Raw genomic sequence first — 22,491 nt, 5'->3', positions numbered from 1 at the left:
TAATCGGGCAAACAGGTGATCAGGACTGTGCGACGATCTTGTCCAGGCGCTCGTAACCTTCGACGACGCCGCGTTCCATATTGCTCTCGATCATGCCGTCGCGCGCCTCGAGGCTCGGATATACGGAGTGGCCGGAGAGGCGGGTGCGCCCGTTGCCCAGATCTTCGAACGTCATGGATTCGATGCTGACCACATCGGGAAAGCCCTCGTATTCGAAGGTCTGGATGGCAAATTCGTTCTTACGAACAACGTGGAAAACGCCGTTGAACTTGTACTCGCCACCCTCTGGATCGCGGTGGATGTACTTGTATCGACCGCCGCTGACAAAGTCGTATTCCTCGATGTCCATCTCGTACCCGTTGGGGCCGAGCCATTGCTTGACCAGTTCGGGATCAGAGTGAGCCGCGAACACGGCACTCACGGGTGCGTCGAATTCGCGTGTGATGTCGATGAACGGAACGCCCTCGGGCGCCGTGATCGTGACGGGATTGGTGGTGCTCATGGCTGTGTCTCCTTCTGTGTGGTGTGCAGTAGGTGATCAAGGTTTCGGAACTGTTGTTCGTGGACCAGTCGATAGCGGTCGATCCAGGCTGTCAAAGCCTCGAGTGCTGCGGCATTCAGGTGCACCGGGCGCCTCTGGGCGTCACGGCTGCGAGTGACCAACCCCGCTGCCTCGAGTACCTGAATATGTTTGGAGACAGCTTGTTTCGTGATTTCGAACGGCTCGGCCAGCTCGTTAACCGTTTGGGGTCCGGTGCTCAGGCGGGCGATGATCCGTCGTCGTACCGGGTCGGCAAGTGCCATGAATGCTTTGTCGAGACGATCATCAGCCCCGGGGTCCACGATCACTTATCAACCAACTCCTTTATCAACCAATCTGTTGATTACGATACGAGTCGAGGTGAAGAGTGTCAATGCTTCATCGCCTACTAGCCTGGAAATCATGAACGCCCTGATCCCGCGCCCGCGGATGGTGGTAGCGCCGGGAGCTGTTCACGTTCCCGATTGGCTCGGCGTAGACCAGCAAGGCATGCTTGTGAGCGAATGCCGACGGTGGGCAACCGCCCCGGTCCCGATGCGCTCGGCGGTGGTCCCCGGTGGACACAAGATGTCCGTTCAAACCGTGTGCCTCGGCTGGCATTGGCAGCCGTACAAATACACGCGCACGGCCGACGACGTGAACGGTGCGGCTGTAGCCGCACTACCCGAGTGGCTGATCGAGTTGGGGCGCAAAGCTGTGCGAGTGGCATACGGAGATTCAGGTGAGATCTACACCCCCGACACGGCGCTGATCAACTTCTACGACGACGGCGCCCGGATGGGAATGCATCAGGACAAGGACGAGCGCTGCGACGCGCCCGTCGTGTCCCTGAGCATCGGCCAGAGTTGTGTCTTTCGGTTCGGGAACACTGAGAATCGCAATAAGCCGTACACCGACATCGAACTTCAGTCCGGCGATCTTTTCGTGTTCGGCGGTGCCTCACGCTTCGCTTATCACGGAGTCCCGAAAGTAATTGCAGGAAGCGCATATCCGGACAGCGGATTGATGTCCGGCCGGTTGAACATCACGCTTCGGGATACCGGAATGCGGTGAAGTTCTCAGGCTGACAGTGCCCGTTTCACGCGTGAATTATGGATGAGGGCAGGAAGTATCAAAGCGAGAACTGACACCATCACGCACAGCCCGAGGAAGAGAAATGACCAATTCATTCCCGACGCCCGGAGTGCAGTCAAGGTGCCGGCTGCAAACAACGGCATACCGACTCCGGCAAGCAGGTCCATCTCGCGCGGAGACACCGGAGGGGCGCCCCACATCGGTATGCGTTTGCCCGAGTTCTCTCTGAGAGTGCGCGATATCGACATGGCATAGAGGACTATGCCGACAACGCCGACGGCAACTCCCATCACAACAGGGCCGGCTCCGGTTCTAGTCGAGAGCAGGGCATACGCAAAGACGCACATCGTTCCCAGCATGGCCGCCGCAGATTTCCATCTCGGGGTCGACGTCTGAATCGGCGCGTGAACGCTCACCGGCCGCATCGGTTCGAGAGGCTCCATGGGATCAGCGTGCCATGAGTCAGACCGAAAACGAACCATTCATCCTGTTGGGGTGTGACGCACAGATCGATCAGGGCATCGGCATCACGATCTTTCCGACGGTATTGCCGCTACGCATGCGGTGTGCCGCGTCGGCCGCTTCCGCGAAGGGATAGATGCTGTCGATGACGGGACGTATCCGACCGTCGGCGACAGCAGGCATGACCTCGTCGGCGAGAGCAGCAATCACGTTCCCGAGTTCTTCTGCTCGACCGAAGCCGAATGATGCTCCATGCAGGTGAAGATGGCGGTAGGAGAGCGCGTCCAGGTCGATCGTGGACTGCGCGGCGTCGAGGCGTCCGATATTGACGAGGTGCCCGCCGTCTCGGGTGGCGGGTAAGCAGGCGGCTAGAGTCTGCCCGCCGGCGTGGTCGAGTACGACATCGACTCCTCGACCTTCTGTTGCTTCGAGTACGGCGTCCGTGAGATTTCGATTCGTCGTGACGACAACGGTGTCTGCGCCGGCTTTGATCAATACGTCTTCCTTGTCCGCAGATCGTGTGGTGCCGATGACGGCGGCTGCGCCCAGCGCCTTCGCGATCTGAACTCCCAGCAGGCCGATGCCTGACGTGGCCGCTGTGATGAGTACCGTCTGTCCCGGCGTGTAGCCGGCGAGCATCAGAGCCCCGTGTTCGGTGAGTAGTGCGGTCGGCAGGGCTGTGGTTTCGTTGTATTCCAGGTTGTCGGGCATGGCTATGACGTGCCGGTAATCCGCGAGGACGAACTGTGCGAAACTGCTCGGCGCAGTTCCCATGACACGATCGCCCACTGTGAGGTTGTGGGTACCGGGGCCGAGTGCTGCTATGTCACCGGCAAATTCGTATCCGGCGACGTACGCGTTGTCGGAGCCCGGTGTGTCGAACTCAGCGAGCATCTGCGGATCGGCGTTGTTCAGTGCGACGGCATGAGTGCGCACAAGAACCTGTCCGGGGCCAGGCTCGGGAACGGGAACTTCGCGGGCCACCCAGTCCGGGCCCTGCCCACCGAACAGTGCAGTCATGGTCTCAGTCACGATGTTGCGCTCCTTGATATTCGGACTTCATCGGCGATTGCTACGAGGGGCGTTGTATTCCTCGTCGGTGACCTTGTCGCCCCACGTGGTTTCCGTGCTGCCGTCGCTGGGGCCTTCCCACAATGCGAGGTGGGTCATGAAGTGGTCGGGTGCCGCACCGTGCCAATGTTCTTCGCCGGGTGGTGTGTAGACGGTGTCGCCGGGCTGGGCCTCGATGATCTCGCCGCCGCGAGCCTGAATCAGGGCGGTGCCGGACACGATGTGCAAGGTCTGCCCCAGCGCGTGGGAGTGCCAGTCTGTGCGTGAGCACGGCGCAAAGCGAACCATGTTGGCGCGCATGCGTGACGGTTCCTGGCCTGAGTAGATGACGTCCCACCAGACGTCGCCGGTGAACCAGTCTGCGGGAGCTTTGCTCGTGGGCGGTTGCTTCAGAATCTCCATGGGAATTCCTTATGTTGTGGATGAACGATGTTCGATTGACTGTCTCTGCAAACTCGCACTTCTTCGACCTGTTTTTCGTTTACCCGTTGGCGGCACGATGAAGACAAGAACTATGACGAGGCAACCGGCAAGGAGGCCGGCACCTGCGGTCAGTGCAGTCGAGACATGCTCGGTGAGTGCTTCTTTCGGGGATTCCGCAGCGGATCCGGCCCCGGCTGAGATCGCGACGAGAATGCCGAGTCCCAGTGCGCTACCCAGTTGGTGTGCTGTGTTGACCAGTCCGGACGCGGCTCCGGCGTCGTCGGCCTTCACCCCGGCGATTCCGGCAGCGGTGAGCGGCGCAAACGCGAGACCTTGGCCTGCGCCGATCAAGATCATCGGTAGTGCAACGCCGCTCAGATAAGTGCTGCCCGAATGCACGAAGCTGAGCCACGTCATACCTACCAATGTGAGTGCCACACCCGCGGCGAGCAACGGAGCATTCCCGAATCGAGGGGTCAATCGCGGAATCAGCAGTGCAACTGCAAAATTGACGACAGTCATCGGGAAGAAGGCCACACCGGCTTGGAAAGCGCTGAAACCCATTGCGCCCTGCAGAAGTTGAGTGGTGAAGTAGAAGAATCCGATCATGGCGCCGAGATACAGCATGCGGGCGGCGTAGGCACCGGATCGTTCGCGAGAGCGGAAGAGTCGAAGCGGCATGATGGGTTGCTCCGCGCGCGATTCATTGCGAATCAGCAGAGCCAGGAGAACCGCACCGAGGGTCAGCGTCAGGAAGGTGGTCGGTGATGCCCAGCCGGCTTCGGCGGAGTTGACTATGCCGAAGACCAATGCGCCCATCCCGAGTGTGGCGTAGACGGCGCCGGCTACATCGAAACGTCCTGTGCTCGGCTTTGTTTCGGGAATGAACTGCGGTGCCAGAACGATCATCGCGATGCCGATCGGGACGTTGATGAAAAATCCTGCGCGCCAGGAAACCCAATCGGCAAGGGCGCCGCCGATCACGAGGCCGAGACTCGCGCCTATTCCGGCGGCTGCGCCGTACCAGGCAACCGCGCGTGTCCGTTCGCGCCCCGGCGGGAAGCTTGCCGTCAGCAGTGACAGTGACGCCGGCGCGACCACCGCGGCGCCGACGCCTTGGAAGGCGCGGGCCGCGATGAGCCACCAACCATTGGGAGCAACCCCGACCAGGAACGACGCGGCCGCGAAGATCGCCAACCCGGCGACAAAGATGCGGCGACGCCCGAAGATGTCGCCGAGTCTCGCGCCGAGGAGGAGCAGTCCGCCGAATACGAGGGTGTACGCGTCCTGCACCCATGACAAACCGGTCGCCGAATACCTCATCTCGGCTGCGATGCTTGGCAGCCCGGTGAAGATGATGGAGTTGTCGAGCAGGATCATGAAATAGCTGATCAGAATGATCGCCAGGATCGCGGTGGAATTGACGCGACCGATCCGGAGAGTGTCGACGGTGGTCATGGGTTACGGCCGAACAAGAACTTTGAGTGCCTCACGAGTGTCCATCGCGCGGTAGGCGTCCGGTACCTCGTCGAGGTTGACTGTGCGGTCGAAAACCTTGCCCGGCTGGATCTTTCCGTCGAGCACGTCTGGCATGAGCTCCTCGATGTACGCGCGCACGGGAGCCGGGCCACCGGTGAGTGTGACGTTGGGTCCGAACAGGCTGCCGAAACCGACGGGCGCTACCTCGTACTGAGGTACACCGACGCGGCTGATGACTCCGCCTGGTCGGACAACGCCGATCGCCTGCTCGTAGGCGGGCATGTGGCCCACTGCTTCGAGCACAACATGGGTGCCGTCACCGTCGGTCAGTTCGCGGACCTTGGCGATGCCCTCGTCGCCGCGCTCGGCGACGATATCGGTTGCTCCGAACTCGATGCCCAGATCGGTGCGCGACTTGTGGCGGCCCATGAGGATGATCCGCTCGGCGCCAAGTCGTTTGGCGGAGAGAACCGCCATGAGGCCGACTGCGCCGTCGCCGATGACGGTGACCGAGGTGCGTTCGTTCACACGACCCTTGACGGCAGCGTGGTAGCCGGTGCCCAGGACGTCGGACAGGGTGAGAAGTGAAGGGAGCAGTTCCGAGTCTTCGCTGACGGGTGCTTTGACCAGGGTGCCGTCGGCAAACGGCACGCGGATGGCCTCGGCCTGTGCGCCACCGATGCCGTTTCCTGCCCAGAAACCGCCGTGGCGGCACGACGTCTGCAGCCCTTCGCGGCAGAACTCGCAGGTTCCGTCGGACCACGCGAACGGAGCGATGACAAAGTCACCCTTCTTCAGCGTGGCTACGTCGCCGCCGACCTCTTCGACGACCCCGACAAATTCGTGGCCCATCGGAGTGCCGCCCGGTGTGGCAGGCATGTCGTGGTACGGATGCAGGTCGGATCCGCAGACACATGCTCGAACGATGCGTACCAGGGCGTCGGTCGGCTGTTGCAGTGCCGGGTCTGGCACGTTCTCGACGCGAACGTCTCCGGCGCTGTACATGATGGTTGCGCGCATGATGAATCCTCTTGGTTGTTCGGTTCGCGGTGTCGATACCCAGTGAACCGTCCGCATCACCCTGGCGGGAGTTCCTGTCGTTCCAGGTACCGGCAGTACCTCCCTGCGGTTCGACGACTCGAGTAACGTAATCGGCATGGACAACCGAGCCGAGATCCGCGAGTTCCTCAGCTCCCGCCGTGCACGTATCACTCCCGAGCAGGCGGGACTACCGGCGTACGGCGGAAACCGTCGGGTCAAAGGATTGCGCCGCGAAGAAGTTGCCTTGCTGGCGGGTGTCAGCATCGACTACTACGTGCGAATGGAACGCGGCAATCTGGCCGGAGCATCGGACTCGGTACTCGAAAGTCTTTCCCGGGCACTTCAACTCGACGAGGCCGAGCAGGATCACCTGTTCGATCTGGCGAAGACCGCAAGTGCGTCGGCTCCGCCGAAGCGCCGATCAGCACCCAAAGGTGTCAGTCCGGCCATTCAGCAGATACTCGACGCCATCACCGACGCCCCGGCGTGGGTTCGCAACGCCCGGCACGATATGTTGGCCGCCAATCGCATGGCCCGGGCGCTGTATTCGCCGGTATTGGCGGATCCACGTCGTCCCGCGAACAATGCACGGTTTGTGTACCTCGACCCGGCTTCGCAGGAATTTTTCACCGACTGGGAACGTGCCGCCGATGATATTGCGGCAATGCTCCGATCTGAGGCGGGGAAGAACCCGCACGACAAGGCGCTGACCGAACTGATCGGTGAATTAGCCACGCGCAGTGAGATATTCCGCACGCGATGGGCGAAACACAATGTGCGCTTTCATCGAACAGGTTTCAAGAAGGTGCATCATCCCGTTGTCGGAGACCTCGAGCTGAACTTCGAGGCGATGGAACTTCCGTCCAACCCCGGGCTGACGCTGCTGGTCTACACCGCGGCGCCGGGTACTCCGACGGCAGATGCGCTCAAAGTCTTGGCGAGTTGGGCGGCTACCCAGGATCAGTTGGATCCCGCCAACGACAAGGAATCTTCCCTGTAGGAGCACTCAGTTCGACGGTGCCGCCAGAACTTTCTTGAGAGCGGGGAGATCGAGAGTTGCCGCAAGATCTGCAATGGTGACTCCCGACAGCGAAGCACGCCATACCTTTTCGGCGTCGGCCATAACCTTGGCGATACCGCACGGGGCGAGGCACTGCTCCGGTGGCGCGGCGAGGATCCCTTGTTGCCGAATCTCCGTGCACCGGAAGGCAGGTTCCTTACCGTCGACGGCCTGAACGACGTCGAGAACTGTGATGTCTTCGGGTGGCCGGGTCAGGACGTATCCACCGTCGCGGCCCTCAGTCGGATTGACAAGACCGGCCTGCGCCAGGGCGCGCAGATGTTTTGCCAGGTATGTCTTCGACACCCCGTGCAGTTCGGCGAGTCTGGCCGTGGGGACCGGGCCTTGCGCCTGGCTGAGGACCACACAGCAATGGAGCGACCACTCCACTCCTCCGGAAAGCTTCATGCCAGAACTCTATCGACGCCGTGGAAACCGGTTTGGGGCGGACATCGGTGGTGTTGTCTTTTTTCAGGCCTTCGAGGCCAACCACTCGTCCAGTGTTGTCGGCGCAATCCAGGCGTTCGCGCCGGGAGTCGGTGTGAGCGCGGCACTGTCGAGTTTCGCGCCGAAGTAGCCGGCCTCCGGATCGGGCGTCACCGAGCGGTCGTCCCCGGTGACGGAGAACAGGCGCCGTACCAATTCGTCGATACCCAGCGGTTCGGGTCCGGCGATCTCGACCGTCCCGTTCAACGGCGGGCCGGTCACAACCTCGGCGACGTGAGATGCGACGTCCCGCGACGCGATCGGCTGAAGATGCGCCGGCGGTGCATGGACTGTGCCGTCCACGGTCCCGGCATCGGCAATTCCGGCGATGAACTCGAAGAACTGGGTCGAGCGGACGATCGAGTAGGGGATCGGGCCGGCCTTGACCAGGTCTTCCTGGGCGACCTTGGCTCGCATGTACCCGGAATCAGACAGTCGATCGGCACCCACGATGGACAGGATGACGTGGTGCCCGACGCCCGCCTTCTCCTCCGCCGCGAGGATATGGCCAGTTCCGTCGCGGAAGAAGGCCATGACGTCGTCGTCCGACCACGAAGGGGAATTTGTAAGATCAACGACCACATCTGCACCGGTCACGGCTTCGAAGAGGCCTTCGCCCGTGGTGGTGTCGATACCGTCCGCACGGCCGAGTGCCTTCACGTCGTGCCCGGCGTCGCCGAGCTTCGACGCGACCTGACTTCCGATGAGCCCGCTCCCGAAAATGACGATCTTCATGCCTGTCTCCTTTTTACTTGGATAAGTCGTGTCCAAGTATACTCGGACACGACTTATCCAAGTCAAGAGTTACCGGAACAGTTCTGCGGCCAATGCCTCGTACGTCGCAATTGGATCACCATCGGCCGGAAGCGCCTGGATCGCAACGTGGTCGGCCCCGGCCGCAATATGTTCACGCAACCTGTCCGCGATGGAACGGGCGGTTCCGTAGGCCACCAGCGCGTCGATGACACGATCGTTTCCGTCGTTCGCAATTTCGTCGGGTGCAAAGCCGAGTCGTTCGAGATTGGTCGTGTAGTTACGTAGGTGCAGATATGGATTGGCGACAGCCGGACGACCGATTGCCCGCGCCTTGCCTGGATCGGTCTCTAATACAACTTTGTGTTCCGGCGCAAGAATTTTCGACGGTCCGAGAATCTCGCGTGCTTCGGCAGTGTGTTCGGGAGTTGTCAGATAAGGATGCGCACCGGCAGCGCGATCAGCCGACAGCTTCAATACCTTGGGGCCGAGAGCGGCGAGGACGCGACGAGATTCCGGAACCTGAGCCGCGTCGAGTTCATCCAGGTAGGACACCAAGGTGGCGTACGGCTTCGAGTAATCGCCGGTGGCTTCGGGATGTCCGATGCCGATTCCGAGGAGGAACCGTCCGGGGTGCTTGGCTTCGAGTCGGTGGTACGACTCGGCAACTTCAGCAGCGGGAGACGACCAGACGTTGACGATCCCGGTCGCCACGGTGATGCGTTCCGTTGCGTCGAGTAGCTTCTCGGCCACCAGAAGGTCCGCTCGCGGTGAACCCCCGATCCAGATGGTGCCGAACCCGAGTTTCTCGATTGCCGCACCCAGATCCGGTGTCAATCCGGCGGCTCCTCGCCAGATTCCGTAGGTGCCCAGGTCAGGTGTCTGCGTCGGTTCAGTCATGGTGGTGGTAACCCGAGTGTGACCTGGATCTATTCCGTACCGGGCGCACGGTAGTCGGTGGGGCGATTGACTGCTTCGTCGATTTCCTCCGGCGTGAGCAGGGTGACGGATTCGGATCGAGCCGCTCCCTCGGCGGTGGTGCGAATGCTCAATGCCGCGGCGGCAACGGCGTCGGGAAGGCTGCCGATGACAAACATGTCATGACTGCCGAGTGCAAAGTGGCAGGATTCGACTGTGCCACCGACACTTTCGACCATGTGGGTTATTGCATCGCGGCGGGCGGTGCCACCTTCCTTCTGAAGGCCGGCGGCCCCGGTTGGTGTGTACGTCACTTGCCAGAGGTATTTCGGCATTTCGACTCCTTGCTCGGCAGGGGTATTCACCTCCGAGGGGTATACCCACAAAGTGGTAGGGGACAATCAACCCATGGTTGGTACTCCGGTGATCGTGACGATCGTGTCTGTCTGTGTGGGTTTTGTGATCTTCATGCTTGCGGCAAGCGGCGCCCGCGGAAAGTGGGATCGTCGGCTCGTCATCGGGTTGTTTGTCGCAGCAGTGGTGTGCCTGACCGTCGTGCCGGTGTCCGTTGCGCTCAGTGCCGGGGTATCGGGCGTCTAGTCTGAACTGGTGGCAGATATCCGAGTAGGTATCTCAGGGTGGACGTATCCCGCCTGGCGTGGAGACTTCTATCCGAGCGGCCTTGCGCATCGCAAGGAATTATCCTATGCCGCAGAGAAATTGACTTCGATCGAAATCAACGGCTCGTTCTACGCGCTTCAGAAACCGGAGAGTTTCGCGAAGTGGCGCAGTGAAACACCGGACGACTTTGTGTTTGCCCTCAAGGGCGGTCGGTACATCACGCACATGAAGCGGCTGCTCGACACACAGACAGGGCTGGCGAACTTCTTTGCGGCGGGTGTGCTTGCGCTGGGTCCGAAACTCGGGCCGATCTTCTGGCAGTTGCCGCCCACCTTGCAGTTCGAGCCCGAACGGTTGGCGAGCTTCTTCGAACTGCTTCCGCGTACGACGACGCAGGCTGCCGAACTGGCCGCCCACCATGACGACAAGCTGACCGAAGACAGGGTATTGGCGCACGCAGAGATCGAACTCCCGATCCGCTATGCGGTGGAGGCGCGCCATGCCAGCTTTGCCGTGCCGGAAGCGGTGGAACTGATGCGCGAGCACGACATCGGGTTTGTCGTCGCCGATACCGCGGGAAGGTACCCCCAGATCACTACGCCGACCAGCGATTTTGTCTACGTGCGCATGCATGGCGACAAGGAACTGTACGCAAGCGGTTACACCGACAAAGCCCTGGACAGTTGGTCCGAACGCGCTCAGGGCTGGATGAGCGACGGACTGGACGTGTTTGTGTACTTCGACAACGACATGAAGGGTTTTGCGCCCCACAACGCGATGGCATTTCTGGCCCGCTTCGCCTGAATGTGTGCTGTCGGTGCCACCTGGCAAGCTCACACGCGAGCGCGAACAAGGAGAACCGAACGTGAACCCCCAGCAGAGTTGGCCCACCGAGTGGCCGAAGGTTGCCCGCGACATCGCCGCTGCCACGGCAGACGCGCTGGCCGCGGTGCGAGCGGCCAACCGCGATGCGTTGACCGAGGCGGTCGATGAACTGCGCACGCTGTCGTTCGAGCAGGTCACATCGGTGCACGCGGCTATCGTTCGTGAACTCCTCGAGGACACCCACCCGGACGGACTCTCGAGCGAAGATGTGCAAGACGCGCTCACTGCCTGCGCCAAGGCCACCATCGTGTGGCTTCCCGACCTCGACGTGCAGGCTCTCGCCGCCGTGTACACCGGCGCCCTCGGCATTACCGATCTCGAAGACGACTCGTTCCGGATCGGCCACGGTGCATACCTGCGTTCAGCTGCGCTTGTGATCGGAAGCTTGTCCGCGGTTGTCAAGAAACCGCTGACGACGTATATCACTACCGCGATCGGCGAGATCGCGCGCGCTCAGACCATCGAGATGCCATGAGCGCGTAAACCCACCTAGGCTGGTTGTATGTCGAAAATTGCGAGTGCAGACCGGGTTTCGCATGCCGAGTTACTCGAATTCATCAGACCACGCCACCGTGCCACTCTCGTGACCGTCCGCAAGTCCGGCGAACTCCAGATTTCGCCGGTCACGTGTGGTGTCGACGACGAAGGCCGCATCGTCATCTCCACCTACCCGGAGCGGGCTAAAGCGGTGAATGTGCGTCGTACTCCCACGGTGTCGTTGTGTATCCACTCCGACGAGTGGAACGGACCGTACGTGCAGGTGAACGGGACGGCCGAGCTCATCGACCTGCCGGAATCCGTCGAGCCCCTGGTCGACTACTACCGCTCGATCGCCGGCGATCATCCCGACTGGGACGAGTACCGGCGAGCGATGCACAAGCAGGGCAAGAGCCTGATCCGCGTCACCGTCGATTCGTGGGGACCGATCGCAACAGGTGGGTTTCCGCCGGAGCGTTAGGGAGCTGTCGGCGAGAGGTGCAGGACGGTGGCGTCCCGCGCCTCGAGCGGTGCATTGCAATGCGAACACACCACTTGCGCGTGCAGTTGCTCGCCGCACCGATGTTCGACAACGGTCGGGGGTGGGCCGTCGATCGCGTAGGTGTCTCCCCATTCCATGATCGCCATCAGAATCGGATACAACGCTTTACCTGACTCGGTGGCGACGTATTCGTAGCGTGGGGGATGGTCCTCGTACAGGCGTTTTGTCAGCACGTCGGCGTCGACGAGCGTCCGAAGCCGGGCGGCAAGAATATCCCGACTGGCACCGGTGCCCCTCGCGATGGCGTCGAAGCGTCGTTGCCCGAGGACGATCTCACGCAGGATCAGAAGCGACCATTTCTCGCCCACAAGGTCCAACGCCTTCGCGATGGAGCAGTTACGACCTTTGGGTGTCACGCTCACTCCGATCGACAGTGGGTTGCGAAATCCAACTTAGCACTTGACGGCATCAAATCTATGCCGCACTGTGAGTTGGGAAATCCAACCGACTAGACAAGGAGCATGACGTGGCCGATGTGGATCTCGAGGCAGCGAGCGCTTTTGTGAGCGCCGCAGGATTACAACTCGACGAGGTGTCCGGCACCAAAGTTGTCGGACATATCGATCTGTCCGACGCTCATCACACGCCGTGGGGTGTGGTGCACGGCGGCGTCTACACAACGGCTGTGGAATCGGCGGCAAGTATCGGTGCGAGTACCGCTGTCGCGGACCGTGGAGAATTTGCCGTTGGCGTTCACAACGGAACCGACTTCTTGCGAGCCCGCACCGGCGGACGCGTCGATGTCGTGGCACTTCCGATTCAGCAGGGCCGCGTTCAGCAGTTGTGGTCGGTTGTCATCACCGATCCGGAAACGGGAAAAGAAGTGGCGCGTGGGCAGGTTCGCTTGCAGAACGTTCCGCTGCCGAAGTAGCTCAGTCGGGTAATCCGGCGTCGATGTTGACCGAGATTCGCTTGAGGAGTGCGGTGAGTTGCACTTTCTCGTCCTCGCTCAGTCCCGATAGCAACCGGCGGTCGCGTTCGACCCGGCGCGGAAACTCTGCTTCTACCAAAGCTCTTCCGGCTTCGGTCAATTGGAGAAGTACGACGCGTCCGTCACGTTCGAACCTTTGGCGCTCTACCAGTCCGAGCTTGGCCAGTCGATCGGCATGTTTGGTAGTGGCCGCGCCACTGAACATGGTGACTGCGGTGACCTCGCTGGCGCGAAGTGGGCGATCACTGCGGGCCAGTGCGCTCATCACGTCGAATTCGGCGCGAGAGACGCCGCTGGGAGCCAGGGCGCGATCAAGTTGGTGGAGGGACTGCGAACTGATGCGGGTGATCCGTCCCATCACCTCGACCGGCGAGGTGTCGATGTCAGGGTAGGCGCGATTCCATTCACGACGGACTTTGTCGATGAAGTCGTCTTCGGGACTGTTGGCCTGATCCATGGCACACATCTTAGCGACTGATTTCACAGTACTTCACAAGTAATTTACTAGTGAAATAACTGTATGCTGGATTAGTGACGCCTACTCCGACACCCACCACGACATCGAGCCGACTCCGCCATTCGAGCGGAGCAATTGCGCATTCGGTCTCAGCGCAGACGTGGCGGGCGGCTTTCCGGCTCGGTTCCGCCGACGCCGGAATTGCCCCGGCAATACGGGTCGGTCTGGCAACAGCGGTAGTCCTGATCTTGGGTGGTGTGCTCGGGCACGAAGAGCTGGCGGGATTTGCAGCGCTGGGCGCGCTGAGTGCGGCGTTCGGACGATACGAGCCATACCCCCGGTTGGCCGGCAAACTCGCGATAGTGGGCGCAGCGTTGGTTGCGTTCATTGCATTTGGTGCGGCTCTGGGGATGTTCGGTGTGCCGGTCTGGGCGCAGATCGGTGTTCTCTCGTTGGCGGCCGGCGCCGCCTACTGCTTCATCTCCGGCTTCCGCATCACTGGTCCAGGGCCGGTGATTCTTGTCTTTGCCGCGACGGGTGCAGCAGGCTTCGCCACGAGCTTTGCGGATCTGGTTCGGCTGGTGGTCGCCGGAACGATAGGTGTACTGATCGGATGGGCCGCGGCGATGCTTCCCGCGCTTGTGCTGCCGATGGGCCCCGCACGTCTGGCTGTCGCTCGCGCGCTTGCGAACGTCGGGAAGCTAGAGGCCGGTGGTTCAGTCCCGACTGCGCGGGCGTCGATTGCCCATGCGCGGACGGTTATCGCGTCGAGCAGTCGGATCAAGTCGACGCTGGGTCATGGTCGTGAACTGATGGCGGTGCTCGGCGAAGCGGATGCCGCAGTGCGATTGTGGAGCGAGCATGGCGACCCGTCGCTGCTTCGCAATATTGCAGTGCACGAGGATGAGCTTCGTAAGATGAAGCGCTCCAGCATGATCGAGCACTCGCTCGAGCCTGTATCAGAATTGCCCGAGCCGGAGAACTACGTCGTCGCCGGTCTACGGCATCTGTACTCGCGCGCCGTGGTGATGAATGCCGTTCGTATTGTCATGGCGTCGGCATTGGCCGGATGGGTTGCCGCGGGCGCCGGACTCGAGCATCCGCTCTGGGCGTCGATGGGTGCGATGGCAGCAATGCAGGGGCTGAACTACAAGCAGACCGTTCAACGCGGAATCCAACGGCTTGTCGGCAACGTCGGCGGAGCGATCATCGCTGCCGCTCTGATCGCCCTGACGCTCGGCTATTGGCAGGCTGTTGTTGCAGTGGTGATTCTGCAGACCGCGGCAGAGCTGTTTGTCGTCAAGAATTACGCGTTGACGTCGGTTGCCGTGACGCCGATGGCCCTGGTGCTCATCGGTCTCAGTGCACCCATCGAGACCAGCGCGGCGCTCGCGCGAGTGGCGGACACCCTCATCGGAGTGGTGATCGGCGTAGTCGTCGCAGCGGTGACAATCAGCCGCGCCGATCGGAACCACGTCCTACGATGACTCCAGTGCATCGGAGTGAGGGGTTGTCGGGACGTGAATTTTCAGTCGAAGTCGATTATTGCGGCGCTGTGTGCTGCGGCAATTAGTTCGGTGGTCTTGGCGCCAATGGCGTCTGCGGAGGCACCTGGGGTTTCGGTTGCGACCGGAACCGTTGTCTCGAGCGAACCGCTACCGCGCGATCTCTGGATTCCGGGGACCGTCGACGCTACTCGATTCACGTACTGGACCATCGGTTCCGACGGCAGCCCTGCCCTCAGTAGCGGTGCGTACTACGTACCAGCTGGCCCCGCCCCCGAAGGCGGCTGGCCCGTCATCGCGTGGGCGCACGGAACCACCGGCCTCGACGACTCCTGCGCACCTTCCTTGGTCGGGCCAGGACTCCCGGAACGCGACTACCCGTATCTGGGCCGCTGGCTCGCCGAAGGCTATGCTGTGGTCGCAACCGATTACGTCGGGCTGGGAACTCCGGGCCTCATGCCATACCTCGACGGAAAAGTGGAGGCGCACAGCGTCGTTGATTCCGTGAAGGCCGCTCGCGCCCTCGATTCTTCGATCTCGAATCGTTGGGCAGTGGTCGGACAATCGCAAGGTGGCGGCGCGGCAATCACGACCGCGCGATACGCAACCGAATACGGCGGCGATTCCCTCGACTACCGCGGCGGTGTGGGGACGGGTGTGCCGGCCAACATCGAACTGGTCTTCCTGCCGGCCGGTCCCGGATTTCCGCCCATTGCACTCGGCGGAGGCTTGACCTCGTACGCCCTCTACATTCTGGCGGGTCTGCGCGAAGCTCACCCGGAAATCGACGTCAACTCGTACCTGACTCCGCTGGGTCGCGAGCAGGTCGATCTGGCCGAAAAACTGTGCGCCGCAGACTTGGAAGATGCATCGAAGAAGCTCGTTTTGGGCGATGTGCTGTCTCGCCCGCTGAACGAAATCCCGAACTTCTACGGTCTCCTGAACGACTACATGGGTGTGCCGACCAGCGGTTACGACCGCCCCATTTTCATCGGCCAAGGCTTGCTGGACGTGGATGTGCCTGCCCCGTCGGCACTTTCGCTCGTCGCGGCTCTGGTTGCGAATGGTGAACCCGTGACTTTCAAGGCGTACAACACCGACCACAGCGGCGCGTTGATCGAATCGCAAGCCGACACGATTCCGTTTGTCGCGAATCTCTTCCGCTAGTGAAGCGATGGATTGCGGGTCTCGTTGCACTCGGCGTCGTTGCCTATGTGGGGTCCGTCGTCTGGATCTCCGTTGCCGCGAAGGGGCACACCTTCGACGTCGCGGATGCGCCCGAGGCTCCGGTGGTAATCGTTCTGGGTGCTCAGATCAAGGACGGCAAGCCGATGGCGTTCCTGAAAGGGCGCCTCGACGCGGCCGTTCAACTGGTCGAGGACGGTAAAGCGAGCGCCGTGCTGGTGTCCGGGGACGCGAATGGGGCTTCGGGCGACGAGATCGCGGCCATGACAAATTACCTGGTCGAGCAGGGGATCGATGAGCGTCGTATCGTCGGGGACCCGTACGGCCTGGACACATATGACACCTGCTCGAGGGCAATACATACGTATGGTGTGTCGAAGGCGTTGATTGTCACCCAGGGCTACCATGTTCCCCGCGCCGTCGCGTTGTGCCGTGACGCCGGAATCGATGCGGACGGCGTGAACAGTGATTGCGGTTGCGCAACAACGACATTAGTCAAAAATGCTGCCCGAGAGTGGATTCTCGCCAAGCCGAAAGCGGCAATCGACATGCTGTCCGGTCGTGATGCCAAGGTTACGAGTCCGCCGGAGGATTCGGTCAAATCTGCTGTGCGCCTTTATTAACCGCGGGCGGTCGACAAAGGCGCACAGCAGGAGTCTTACTGAGCAGGCTTCTCCGCGATGATCTGGATCAGGTTGCCGCACGTATCGTCGAAGACAGCGATGACGGCGGTGCCGATATCCGTCGGAGCCTGCGTGAACACCACACCCTTTTCCGTCAGACGGGCATGCTCGGCCTCCACGTCCTCGACGGCAAACTGAGCGAGTGGAATGCCTTCTTCGGCAAGAGCATCGCGATACGGCTTCACGGCCGGATGCTTCGCGGGCTCGAGCAGGAGTTGCGGGCCGTCCGGCGCCTCCGGCGAGACGACGGTGAGCCACGCATCCTCGCCCAGTGGGATGTCGTGGTGCTTCGTGAAACCCAGGACATCGGTGTAGAAGGCGAGTGCTGCTCGCTGGTCGTCGACGAAGATGCTTGTCAGTTTGATTTGCATGGTGTTCCTGTCTCGATGGGCCACCGCCGGGTGATTTCGGCAAGTGGCTCGGGATTGAAGTAGTGGAATTTGGAGCGTCCGCGCCGCTCGGTCACGACCAGTCCAGCCGACTCGAGTACACCGAGGTGCTGAGAGATCGCCTGACGCGTGAAGCCCAGACCGTGTCGCATCGTGAGCAGTGAACAGATCTCGAACAGAGTCTGGCCGTCATGTGCCGCGAGTTCGTCGAGGATGATGCGCCTTGTGTCGTCGTCGAGAGCACGGTAGATGGTGACCACGGCACCACTATAGGCAAGCCCGAGCTTGCATATCAAGAGCTGTTGAGTGAGCACGGTTTGTGCACAGTGAACAACGGTTGTGGCATGCAGCAAGGGGTGCTCGCTGCGCACAAAGGGTGTCAGGTTGCCGAACTCCCTCGAAGGAGGCACTGGCATTACCGGTAACCCCTGGCCCTCGCGCCCGTGGCAGATCTGGGGTTGGCTGAAGGAACATGTCGTCGACGCAAGGGGTACGGGCAATGACGGGCTGGAGCGAAGAGCAGGTAGCGGCAATCGCGAACCCTCAGGAAGTGCAGGTCGCGACCAGGCGGGCCGACGGTTCGCTGAGAAGTCCCACGATCATCTGGATCGTCGGCGAGGGTGACCGGCTCTTCATCCGATCTACCAACGGCCGTCCGGCAGCCTGGTTCAAGGGCGCGATCGCGACCGGAACCGGGCAGATTATTTCCGGCGGCAGCGCGTACGAGGTGAAGTTCGTCGAGGCCGGTGACGCAGACCTCCCGCTTGTGGACAGTGCTTACCGGAAGAAGTACCGCCAGTACCCGAGCATTGTCGATCACCTTGTCGAAAGTGGCCCCCGTTCGGCCACCCTCGAGGTTTTTCCCGCCTGATACGCAAACGGCAGCGAAGGAGTTATTCATGCGCGGCACAATTATCTACGGTCCCAATGACATCCGCTTCGAGGACCGACCCGATCCCGTGATCGTGGAGCCCACCGACGCGATAGTCCGCACAGTGGCAGTGTGCGTGTGCGGTTCGGATCTGTGGCGATATCGTGGCATCGCGGAGGTCACCAAGCCGACGCCCATCGGCCACGAGTACGTCGGCATCGTCGAAGCGGTTGGCAGCGACGTCACCACCGTGAAGCCCGGACAGTTTGTGGTCGGTGGATTCTTGACCAGCGACAACACCTGCGCGCTGTGCAAAGTCGGCGCACACGCGAATTGCCTCCACGGCACCGGATACGACGGCTGCCAGGCAGAGCTGATCCGCGTCCAGAATGCCGACGGAACACTCGTCGCCACCCCCGAACTGCCGGACGAGGCGATGATCCCGAACATCCTGGCGCTCTCCGATGTCATGTGTACCGGCTGGCATGCGGCGGTCAGCGCAGGCGTCAAGCCGGGAAGCACGGTCGTGGTTGTGGGTGACGGCGCGGTGGGCCTCTCCGGTGTACTTGCAGCAGCGGAACTGGGCGCGGAGAGGATCATCGCGATGAGCCGCCATGAGGATCGGCAGCGTCTCGCACTGGAATTCGGCGCCACCGAGATCGTTGCCGAGCGCGGCGACGACGGCGTCGAGCGGGTCAAGGAACTCACATCCGGAATCGGAGCAGATTCGGTGCTCGAGTGCGTCGGTACTCACGATTCCGTCGAGCAGGCCCTGCGGTCCGCGCGCCCTGGCGGCATGGTTGGCTGGGTCGGCGTTCCCCATGTCGCGGATCTTCCTCAGCGGCACATGTTTTGGAAGAACGTCGGTTTGCGCGGTGGACCTGCACCGGTGCGGGCATACCTCGACCATCTTCTGGACCGCGTCTGGAACGGGCACATCCAGCCGGGCAAGGTCTTCGATCTGACTCTGCCGCTCGATCAGGTCGCCGACGCATATGCGGCCATGGACGAGCGACGCTCCATCAAGACCATGCTTATTCCGTGAACGCAGGAGTTCGAAACAACCCCGGCAGATTATCGACGGTCCAGCTGGGGGAGGAGTGTTTCGCGGGCCAGTAGCAAGATCGCGGCAGCGATCGGGATGGCGAGCAGTGCGCCGACGATTCCGAGCAGAGCCCCGCCGAGCAGGACAGCAACGACCGTAATCAGGGGTGGTACTTGGACGGTCCGGCCGATGATGCGCGGCACGAGCACGTAGTCCTCGACGAGTCGGAGCATGATGAAGAAGGCTACGGTGGCGAGCGAAATAGGTAGTGACACAGTCAAAGCCACCAGTGCTACGACGATTCCGGCGAGCGTCGATCCGACTATCGGGATCAGGTCGAGTACTGCGACCAGTACGGCGAGCAATAGCGGGTATGGAACGCCGAAGGTGATCAGCCAGATGAAGGTGAGAATGGCGGTGATGAGCGAGATCAGGATGTTTCCGAGGACGTATCCGCCGACCTTGGCGAAGATCTCGTCGCCGATCAGGATGGTCCGCGGGCGGCGGGAGTGGGGTGCCAGGCGGTAGAGCGAGGCGCGGATTCGGGGGAAGTTGGCGAGGAAGTAGGCGGTGAGGACAACCACGATGACGGTTCCGCTGATCGCACTGAACACGAACTTACCGGCACCGAGGATCCCGCCGACGACATCCGGGACACCTTCGCCACCGATCGTCTGCTGGAGCTTGTCCTGAAGATGGAATCGAGAATTGAGTTCGTCGATGGCGGGGTAGCGCTCTTGGAGGTGGTGCAGGTAGCCAGGGGCGTTGTCCACGAGTGCGCTGCCTTGGGTGACGATCGGGGGTATCGCGGCAGCGAGGAAACCGGCGAGCATGCCGAAGGCCGCGAGAAAGACCACGGTCACAGCCGCCCAACGTGGAATTCGGTGTTGCACCAACCAAGACACGACGGGTTCGAGGCCAACTGCGAGGAACGCGGCGATGACAATGAGGACGAGTACGCCGTGTGCTGCGATCAGTAACTCGATCCCGCCGTACGTGACGGCCACTCCCGCGGCTGCGGCCATTCCGATCATGAACGGAGACTTGCGGTCGAAGCTCGGTCCGGGCTCACCCAGCGGGTGGGCGGGTGAGCTGATTCGGGCAGCGTCTTGTTCTGCAGCGATGATCGGTTGCCCCTCGGCGGAGGTATGGGGTTGCCCGACTACGTCGCCGTGAGCAGGTTCTGCACCTCCGCCCGTGGGCGGTGAGTTGTTGTCGAGCTCGGGCATCGGAACCTCCGCATCTCGAGGTGCGCCCAGCGGGACGGACAATTATTTCGCTGCGCTGTCCTGGTGGTTTACCTCGAGCGGAGGTAATTCAAGCCGAGCATTGGATCTCGATTCCAAGGCCGATGCGAGCTAGACCGCTGTGGGTAGGGGTGGGAGGAGCAGGAGCAGTGCACGTTCGAGCTGATCGGCGAGTTGCGTCTCTGGATGCGCGACCCAGTACTCGTGGGCCGATTGTGTGGCGGCGAGTACTGCGTGTCCCACCGCAATCGGGAAGAAATCGTCGGGGGTGCGAGCGCTGACGAATTCGGTGGCAGCGGCTCGCCACCGCGTGTGGCGCTGCGATGCCTGCGCTTGCACGGCGGGTTCCGTAAGGACCAGTTGGGCGCGGTGTCTGGCCCATTCGATCTGGTCGTCGGGGAAAGCCATGGCGGTGACTACGGCGCGCACCAAGACTGCTTCGTACGGTTCGGTCGCGGTGCTGTCGGCCAGTGCTTGTCGCAGCCGACTGATCTCGGCGTCCGATTCGACCCACAGGACGTCGGCCTTGGTCGGGAAGTATCGGAAGAAGGTTCGAGTGCTGATTCCCGCTTCGTGCGCGATGTCCTCGACGTTGGTTCGGTCGAAGCCGCGTTCGACGAACAGTCTCTGGGCGACGGCGGCGAGGTGGTGCGCGGTTGTTGCCGCCGGCCTGCCACCGCGGTCGATTCGGTTGTCGGTACTCATCACGCGTCCATCGTTCCAGGTTCGCCCGGCCATGGCGTCGGCCTTCGGGCTTGGGCGGGTTACCCGTATCGCCCGGGTGGTGAGTTTTCTCAAAACGCCATGTTTTGGCATCGACTGACATAACCTCGGTTGTACGACGCGGCACCGCTGAAGGTCGGTGCCACATGTGCCGAAAGGTTTGCTGTGATGGGGCAATTCGATGGTCAGGTTGCATTCGTCACCGGTGCTGCACGGGGCCAGGGGCGCAGCCATGCGCTACGGCTCGCGCAAGAAGGGGCCGACATCATCGCGATAGACGTATGTCGCCAGGTCGACACAGTGCCGTATCCGACCGCCACGGCGGACGACCTCGCGGAAACCGAGCGTGCGGTCAAAGCCCTCGGTCGTCGCATTGTTGCCCGCGAAGTCGACGTCCGGGACCTCGGCGGCTTGAAAGCAGTGGTCGACGCCGGTGTCGATGAGCTCGGCCGCCTCGACATCGTGCTCGCCAATGCCGGTATCTCGGTGCCTGCTCCGACGCTCGAGATGTCCGAGGAAACCTGGTCGACGATGATCGATATCAATCTCACCGGAGTGTGGAAGACCTGTGTCGCTTCGGTGCCGCATATTGTCGCGGGTGGTCGGGGCGGCTCTGTGGTGATCACGAGCTCACTCGCCGCTCTGAAAGCGAACGCGAATACCGCGCATTACTCAGCGGCTAAGGCGGGTCTGGTCGGGTTCATGAAGGTGCTCGCCAAAGAACTTGCGCCGCAGAATATCCGAGTCAACACCATCCATCCCACCACCGTGGCGACCGACATGATCCTCAACGACGCCACCTACAAGCTCTTCCGGCCGGACCTCGCCGCGCCGACACGCGCTGACTTCGAGGAAGCCGCATTGACGCTCAACACCTTGCCGGTGCCGGCGCTCGAATCATCCGACATCACCGAAGCCGTGCTCTACCTCGTCGGAGACAGCGGACGCTATGTCACGGGAACCACACACACCGTCGACGCGGGTGGTCAGCTCTAGCCGACGGCTCGAGCCCATAACACTTGAAGGGAATCTCAATAGGTTTTGTCAAGCACGGCTGCGGGCCGTTCCGTCTGGCTGAGCCGGAGGCGATGCAGATACGAAGGACCTGTATGCGAGCACATGCCGCCAAACTGGGAGATAGATCTGCCCCTCCACACGCCGCCTGACGGGCAAGTTCACTCTCCGCTCCGGAATAACCGCTTCCGAGTACTTCGACAAATACTTATTCGAAACCGACCCGGATCTTCTACGTCGCATCGCCGACAGCATGGCCCCGTTGGTTCCACAACACACCGAAATACTCGGCGGACTGGAAATGGGCGGTATCCCGATCGTCACTATGCTCAGCCAGGCAACCGGTCTACCGGCGGTCTTTATCCGTAAGGAACCGAAGTCGTACGGAACCAACAAGCTGGCAGAGGGAATCGACGTCGCAGGGAAGACTGTCACCCTGGTCGAAGATGTCATCACCACTGGCGGTGCGGTCAGGAACGCAGCTCTCGCCCTTCGGGAGCTGGGCGCTGATGTTTCGGTAGTTCTGTGCGCGATCGGTATTCACCAAAGAGTTCTTGGATTCGACACTCGATCACTAAGGTGACGGAT

General features: G+C 61.7%; 31 protein-coding genes. 14 read left to right on the top strand and 17 right to left on the bottom strand.

Going from position 1 to position 22,491, the window contains the following annotated elements:
- Positions 1–19: 19 nt before the first annotated feature.
- On the bottom strand, positions 20–502 hold the full coding sequence (locus tag CJ178_RS18235; protein ID WP_033233574.1) for an SRPBCC family protein: 483 nt from the start codon (positions 500–502) through the stop codon (positions 20–22).
- A complete protein-coding gene (locus CJ178_RS18230; RefSeq protein ID WP_033233572.1) occupies positions 499–849 on the bottom strand; it encodes an ArsR/SmtB family transcription factor in 351 nt (116 codons plus the stop codon). Before CJ178_RS18230 ends, CJ178_RS18235 begins: the two co-directional genes overlap by 4 nt.
- A 94-nt stretch (positions 850–943) precedes the next feature.
- Here CJ178_RS18230 and CJ178_RS18225 point away from each other — a divergent pair, with 94 nt between their 5' ends.
- The gene (locus CJ178_RS18225) at positions 944–1,594 is read left to right on the top strand and encodes an alpha-ketoglutarate-dependent dioxygenase AlkB family protein (protein WP_179300774.1); all 651 of its coding nucleotides are present in this window, start codon (positions 944–946) and stop codon (positions 1,592–1,594) included.
- A gap of 5 nt (positions 1,595–1,599) precedes the next feature.
- Here the strand turns inward: CJ178_RS18225 and CJ178_RS18220 are convergent, their stop codons facing one another.
- The 5 genes from CJ178_RS18220 to CJ178_RS18200 all read right to left on the bottom strand — a co-directional run bounded on the left by CJ178_RS18220 (position 1,600) and on the right by CJ178_RS18200 (position 6,070).
- Complete coding sequence (locus tag CJ178_RS18220) at positions 1,600–2,058, bottom strand: hypothetical protein (RefSeq protein ID WP_045065361.1); 459 nt, start codon at positions 2,056–2,058, stop codon at positions 1,600–1,602.
- A 70-nt stretch (positions 2,059–2,128) separates the two neighbouring features.
- Positions 2,129–3,109, bottom strand: coding sequence for a quinone oxidoreductase family protein (locus CJ178_RS18215; RefSeq protein WP_095887305.1), 981 nt, complete (start codon positions 3,107–3,109; stop codon positions 2,129–2,131).
- Positions 3,110–3,136: 27 nt separating this feature from the next.
- The gene (locus CJ178_RS18210) at positions 3,137–3,550 is read right to left on the bottom strand and encodes a (R)-mandelonitrile lyase (RefSeq protein ID WP_045065359.1); all 414 of its coding nucleotides are present in this window, start codon (positions 3,548–3,550) and stop codon (positions 3,137–3,139) included.
- Positions 3,551–3,559: 9 nt separating this feature from the next.
- The gene (locus tag CJ178_RS18205; protein ID WP_095887304.1) at positions 3,560–5,029 is read right to left on the bottom strand and encodes an MFS transporter; all 1,470 of its coding nucleotides are present in this window, start codon (positions 5,027–5,029) and stop codon (positions 3,560–3,562) included.
- Positions 5,030–5,032: 3 nt separating this feature from the next.
- Entirely contained in the window at positions 5,033–6,070 is a 1,038-nt protein-coding gene (locus CJ178_RS18200; RefSeq protein ID WP_095887303.1) for a zinc-dependent alcohol dehydrogenase family protein, read from the bottom strand.
- A gap of 136 nt (positions 6,071–6,206) precedes the next feature.
- Here CJ178_RS18200 and CJ178_RS18195 point away from each other — a divergent pair, with 136 nt between their 5' ends.
- Positions 6,207–7,091: a helix-turn-helix transcriptional regulator gene (locus tag CJ178_RS18195; RefSeq protein ID WP_033233564.1), complete on the top strand. Its 885-nt coding sequence runs from the start codon at positions 6,207–6,209 to the stop codon at positions 7,089–7,091.
- Positions 7,092–7,097: 6 nt separating this feature from the next.
- Here the strand turns inward: CJ178_RS18195 and CJ178_RS18190 are convergent, their stop codons facing one another.
- The 4 genes from CJ178_RS18190 to CJ178_RS18175 all read right to left on the bottom strand — a co-directional run bounded on the left by CJ178_RS18190 (position 7,098) and on the right by CJ178_RS18175 (position 9,643).
- On the bottom strand, positions 7,098–7,559 hold the full coding sequence (locus CJ178_RS18190; RefSeq protein WP_045065355.1) for an RrF2 family transcriptional regulator: 462 nt from the start codon (positions 7,557–7,559) through the stop codon (positions 7,098–7,100).
- Between the two features lie 63 nt (positions 7,560–7,622).
- Complete coding sequence (locus CJ178_RS18185) at positions 7,623–8,372, bottom strand: SDR family oxidoreductase (protein WP_095887302.1); 750 nt, start codon at positions 8,370–8,372, stop codon at positions 7,623–7,625.
- 69 nt (positions 8,373–8,441) lie between these two features.
- Positions 8,442–9,290 (bottom strand): LLM class F420-dependent oxidoreductase, encoded by an 849-nt coding sequence (locus CJ178_RS18180; protein ID WP_095887301.1) that lies wholly within the window; start codon positions 9,288–9,290, stop codon positions 8,442–8,444.
- Positions 9,291–9,319: 29 nt separating this feature from the next.
- Positions 9,320–9,643 (bottom strand): GYD domain-containing protein, encoded by a 324-nt coding sequence (locus CJ178_RS18175; protein ID WP_033233560.1) that lies wholly within the window; start codon positions 9,641–9,643, stop codon positions 9,320–9,322.
- 73 nt (positions 9,644–9,716) lie between these two features.
- On the opposite strand from CJ178_RS18175, the gene CJ178_RS18170 reads away from it, so the two are divergent.
- The 4 genes from CJ178_RS18170 (at position 9,717) to CJ178_RS18155 (ending at position 11,772) form a co-directional block, all read left to right on the top strand.
- Complete coding sequence (locus CJ178_RS18170; RefSeq protein WP_033233559.1) at positions 9,717–9,908, top strand: hypothetical protein; 192 nt, start codon at positions 9,717–9,719, stop codon at positions 9,906–9,908.
- A gap of 9 nt (positions 9,909–9,917) precedes the next feature.
- Entirely contained in the window at positions 9,918–10,733 is an 816-nt protein-coding gene (locus tag CJ178_RS18165) for a DUF72 domain-containing protein (protein WP_095887300.1), read from the top strand.
- Between the two features lie 61 nt (positions 10,734–10,794).
- A complete protein-coding gene (locus tag CJ178_RS18160) occupies positions 10,795–11,289 on the top strand; it encodes a hypothetical protein (protein ID WP_095888031.1) in 495 nt (164 codons plus the stop codon).
- 27 nt (positions 11,290–11,316) lie between these two features.
- Complete coding sequence (locus CJ178_RS18155; RefSeq protein ID WP_095887299.1) at positions 11,317–11,772, top strand: PPOX class F420-dependent oxidoreductase; 456 nt, start codon at positions 11,317–11,319, stop codon at positions 11,770–11,772.
- Here the strand turns inward: CJ178_RS18155 and CJ178_RS18150 are convergent.
- Positions 11,769–12,209 carry a winged helix-turn-helix transcriptional regulator gene (locus CJ178_RS18150; RefSeq protein WP_033233556.1) on the bottom strand — a complete coding sequence of 147 codons (441 nt, stop codon included), beginning with the start codon at positions 12,207–12,209 and terminating at the stop codon, positions 11,769–11,771. The two genes, CJ178_RS18155 and CJ178_RS18150, sit on opposite strands and share 4 nt — an antisense overlap.
- A 110-nt stretch (positions 12,210–12,319) precedes the next feature.
- Between CJ178_RS18150 and CJ178_RS18145 the strand changes: the two genes are divergently transcribed.
- Complete coding sequence (locus CJ178_RS18145) at positions 12,320–12,724, top strand: PaaI family thioesterase (RefSeq protein ID WP_033233555.1); 405 nt, start codon at positions 12,320–12,322, stop codon at positions 12,722–12,724.
- Between the two features lies 1 nt (position 12,725).
- Here CJ178_RS18145 and CJ178_RS18140 read toward each other — a convergent pair whose 3' ends face one another.
- Positions 12,726–13,241, bottom strand: a complete 516-nt coding sequence (locus tag CJ178_RS18140; protein WP_095887298.1) for a MarR family winged helix-turn-helix transcriptional regulator — start codon at positions 13,239–13,241, stop codon at positions 12,726–12,728.
- Positions 13,242–13,315: 74 nt separating this feature from the next.
- On the opposite strand from CJ178_RS18140, the gene CJ178_RS18135 reads away from it, so the two are divergent.
- The 3 genes from CJ178_RS18135 to CJ178_RS18125 are packed head-to-tail and all read left to right on the top strand — an operon-like array spanning position 13,316 to position 16,554.
- Positions 13,316–14,728 carry an FUSC family protein gene (locus CJ178_RS18135; RefSeq protein WP_373557457.1) on the top strand — a complete coding sequence of 471 codons (1,413 nt, stop codon included), beginning with the start codon at positions 13,316–13,318 and terminating at the stop codon, positions 14,726–14,728.
- A gap of 33 nt (positions 14,729–14,761) precedes the next feature.
- On the top strand, positions 14,762–15,913 hold the full coding sequence (locus CJ178_RS18130; protein ID WP_033233552.1) for an alpha/beta hydrolase family protein: 1,152 nt from the start codon (positions 14,762–14,764) through the stop codon (positions 15,911–15,913).
- Positions 15,913–16,554 (top strand): SanA/YdcF family protein, encoded by a 642-nt coding sequence (locus tag CJ178_RS18125; protein ID WP_045065340.1) that lies wholly within the window; start codon positions 15,913–15,915, stop codon positions 16,552–16,554. The genes CJ178_RS18130 and CJ178_RS18125 overlap by 1 nt, the downstream gene beginning before the upstream one ends.
- A gap of 35 nt (positions 16,555–16,589) precedes the next feature.
- Here the strand turns inward: CJ178_RS18125 and CJ178_RS18120 are convergent, their stop codons facing one another.
- Both CJ178_RS18120 and CJ178_RS32820 read right to left on the bottom strand, forming a co-directional pair.
- Positions 16,590–16,985, bottom strand: a complete 396-nt coding sequence (locus CJ178_RS18120) for a VOC family protein (RefSeq protein ID WP_033233551.1) — start codon at positions 16,983–16,985, stop codon at positions 16,590–16,592.
- Positions 16,970–17,254, bottom strand: coding sequence for an ArsR/SmtB family transcription factor (locus tag CJ178_RS32820; RefSeq protein ID WP_033233848.1), 285 nt, complete (start codon positions 17,252–17,254; stop codon positions 16,970–16,972). The genes CJ178_RS18120 and CJ178_RS32820 overlap by 16 nt, the downstream gene beginning before the upstream one ends.
- 248 nt (positions 17,255–17,502) lie before the next feature.
- Here CJ178_RS32820 and CJ178_RS18110 point away from each other — a divergent pair, with 248 nt between their 5' ends.
- Complete coding sequence (locus CJ178_RS18110) at positions 17,503–17,874, top strand: DUF2255 family protein (protein WP_095887296.1); 372 nt, start codon at positions 17,503–17,505, stop codon at positions 17,872–17,874.
- Positions 17,875–17,902: 28 nt separating this feature from the next.
- Positions 17,903–18,919, top strand: a complete 1,017-nt coding sequence (locus CJ178_RS18105; RefSeq protein ID WP_095887295.1) for a zinc-dependent alcohol dehydrogenase family protein — start codon at positions 17,903–17,905, stop codon at positions 18,917–18,919.
- A 29-nt stretch (positions 18,920–18,948) separates the two neighbouring features.
- Here CJ178_RS18105 and CJ178_RS18100 read toward each other — a convergent pair whose 3' ends face one another.
- Positions 18,949–20,148, bottom strand: coding sequence for an AI-2E family transporter (locus CJ178_RS18100; protein ID WP_095887294.1), 1,200 nt, complete (start codon positions 20,146–20,148; stop codon positions 18,949–18,951).
- Positions 20,149–20,277: 129 nt separating this feature from the next.
- The gene (locus CJ178_RS18095) at positions 20,278–20,871 is read right to left on the bottom strand and encodes an acyl-CoA-like ligand-binding transcription factor (RefSeq protein WP_257013251.1); all 594 of its coding nucleotides are present in this window, start codon (positions 20,869–20,871) and stop codon (positions 20,278–20,280) included.
- Positions 20,872–21,057: 186 nt separating this feature from the next.
- On the opposite strand from CJ178_RS18095, the gene CJ178_RS18090 reads away from it, so the two are divergent.
- Positions 21,058–21,885 (top strand): mycofactocin-coupled SDR family oxidoreductase, encoded by an 828-nt coding sequence (locus CJ178_RS18090; RefSeq protein WP_095888029.1) that lies wholly within the window; start codon positions 21,058–21,060, stop codon positions 21,883–21,885.
- Between the two features lie 271 nt (positions 21,886–22,156).
- On the top strand, positions 22,157–22,486 hold the full coding sequence (locus tag CJ178_RS18085; RefSeq protein ID WP_257013250.1) for an orotate phosphoribosyltransferase: 330 nt from the start codon (positions 22,157–22,159) through the stop codon (positions 22,484–22,486).
- Positions 22,487–22,491 lie beyond the last annotated feature (5 nt).

Source organism: Rhodococcus sp. ACPA4 (assembly GCF_002300185.1).
In the GTDB taxonomy this organism is placed as follows: Bacteria; Actinomycetota; Actinomycetes; order Mycobacteriales; family Mycobacteriaceae; genus Rhodococcus_F; species Rhodococcus_F globerula.
This window is presented reverse-complemented; position numbering and strand designations above follow the sequence as displayed.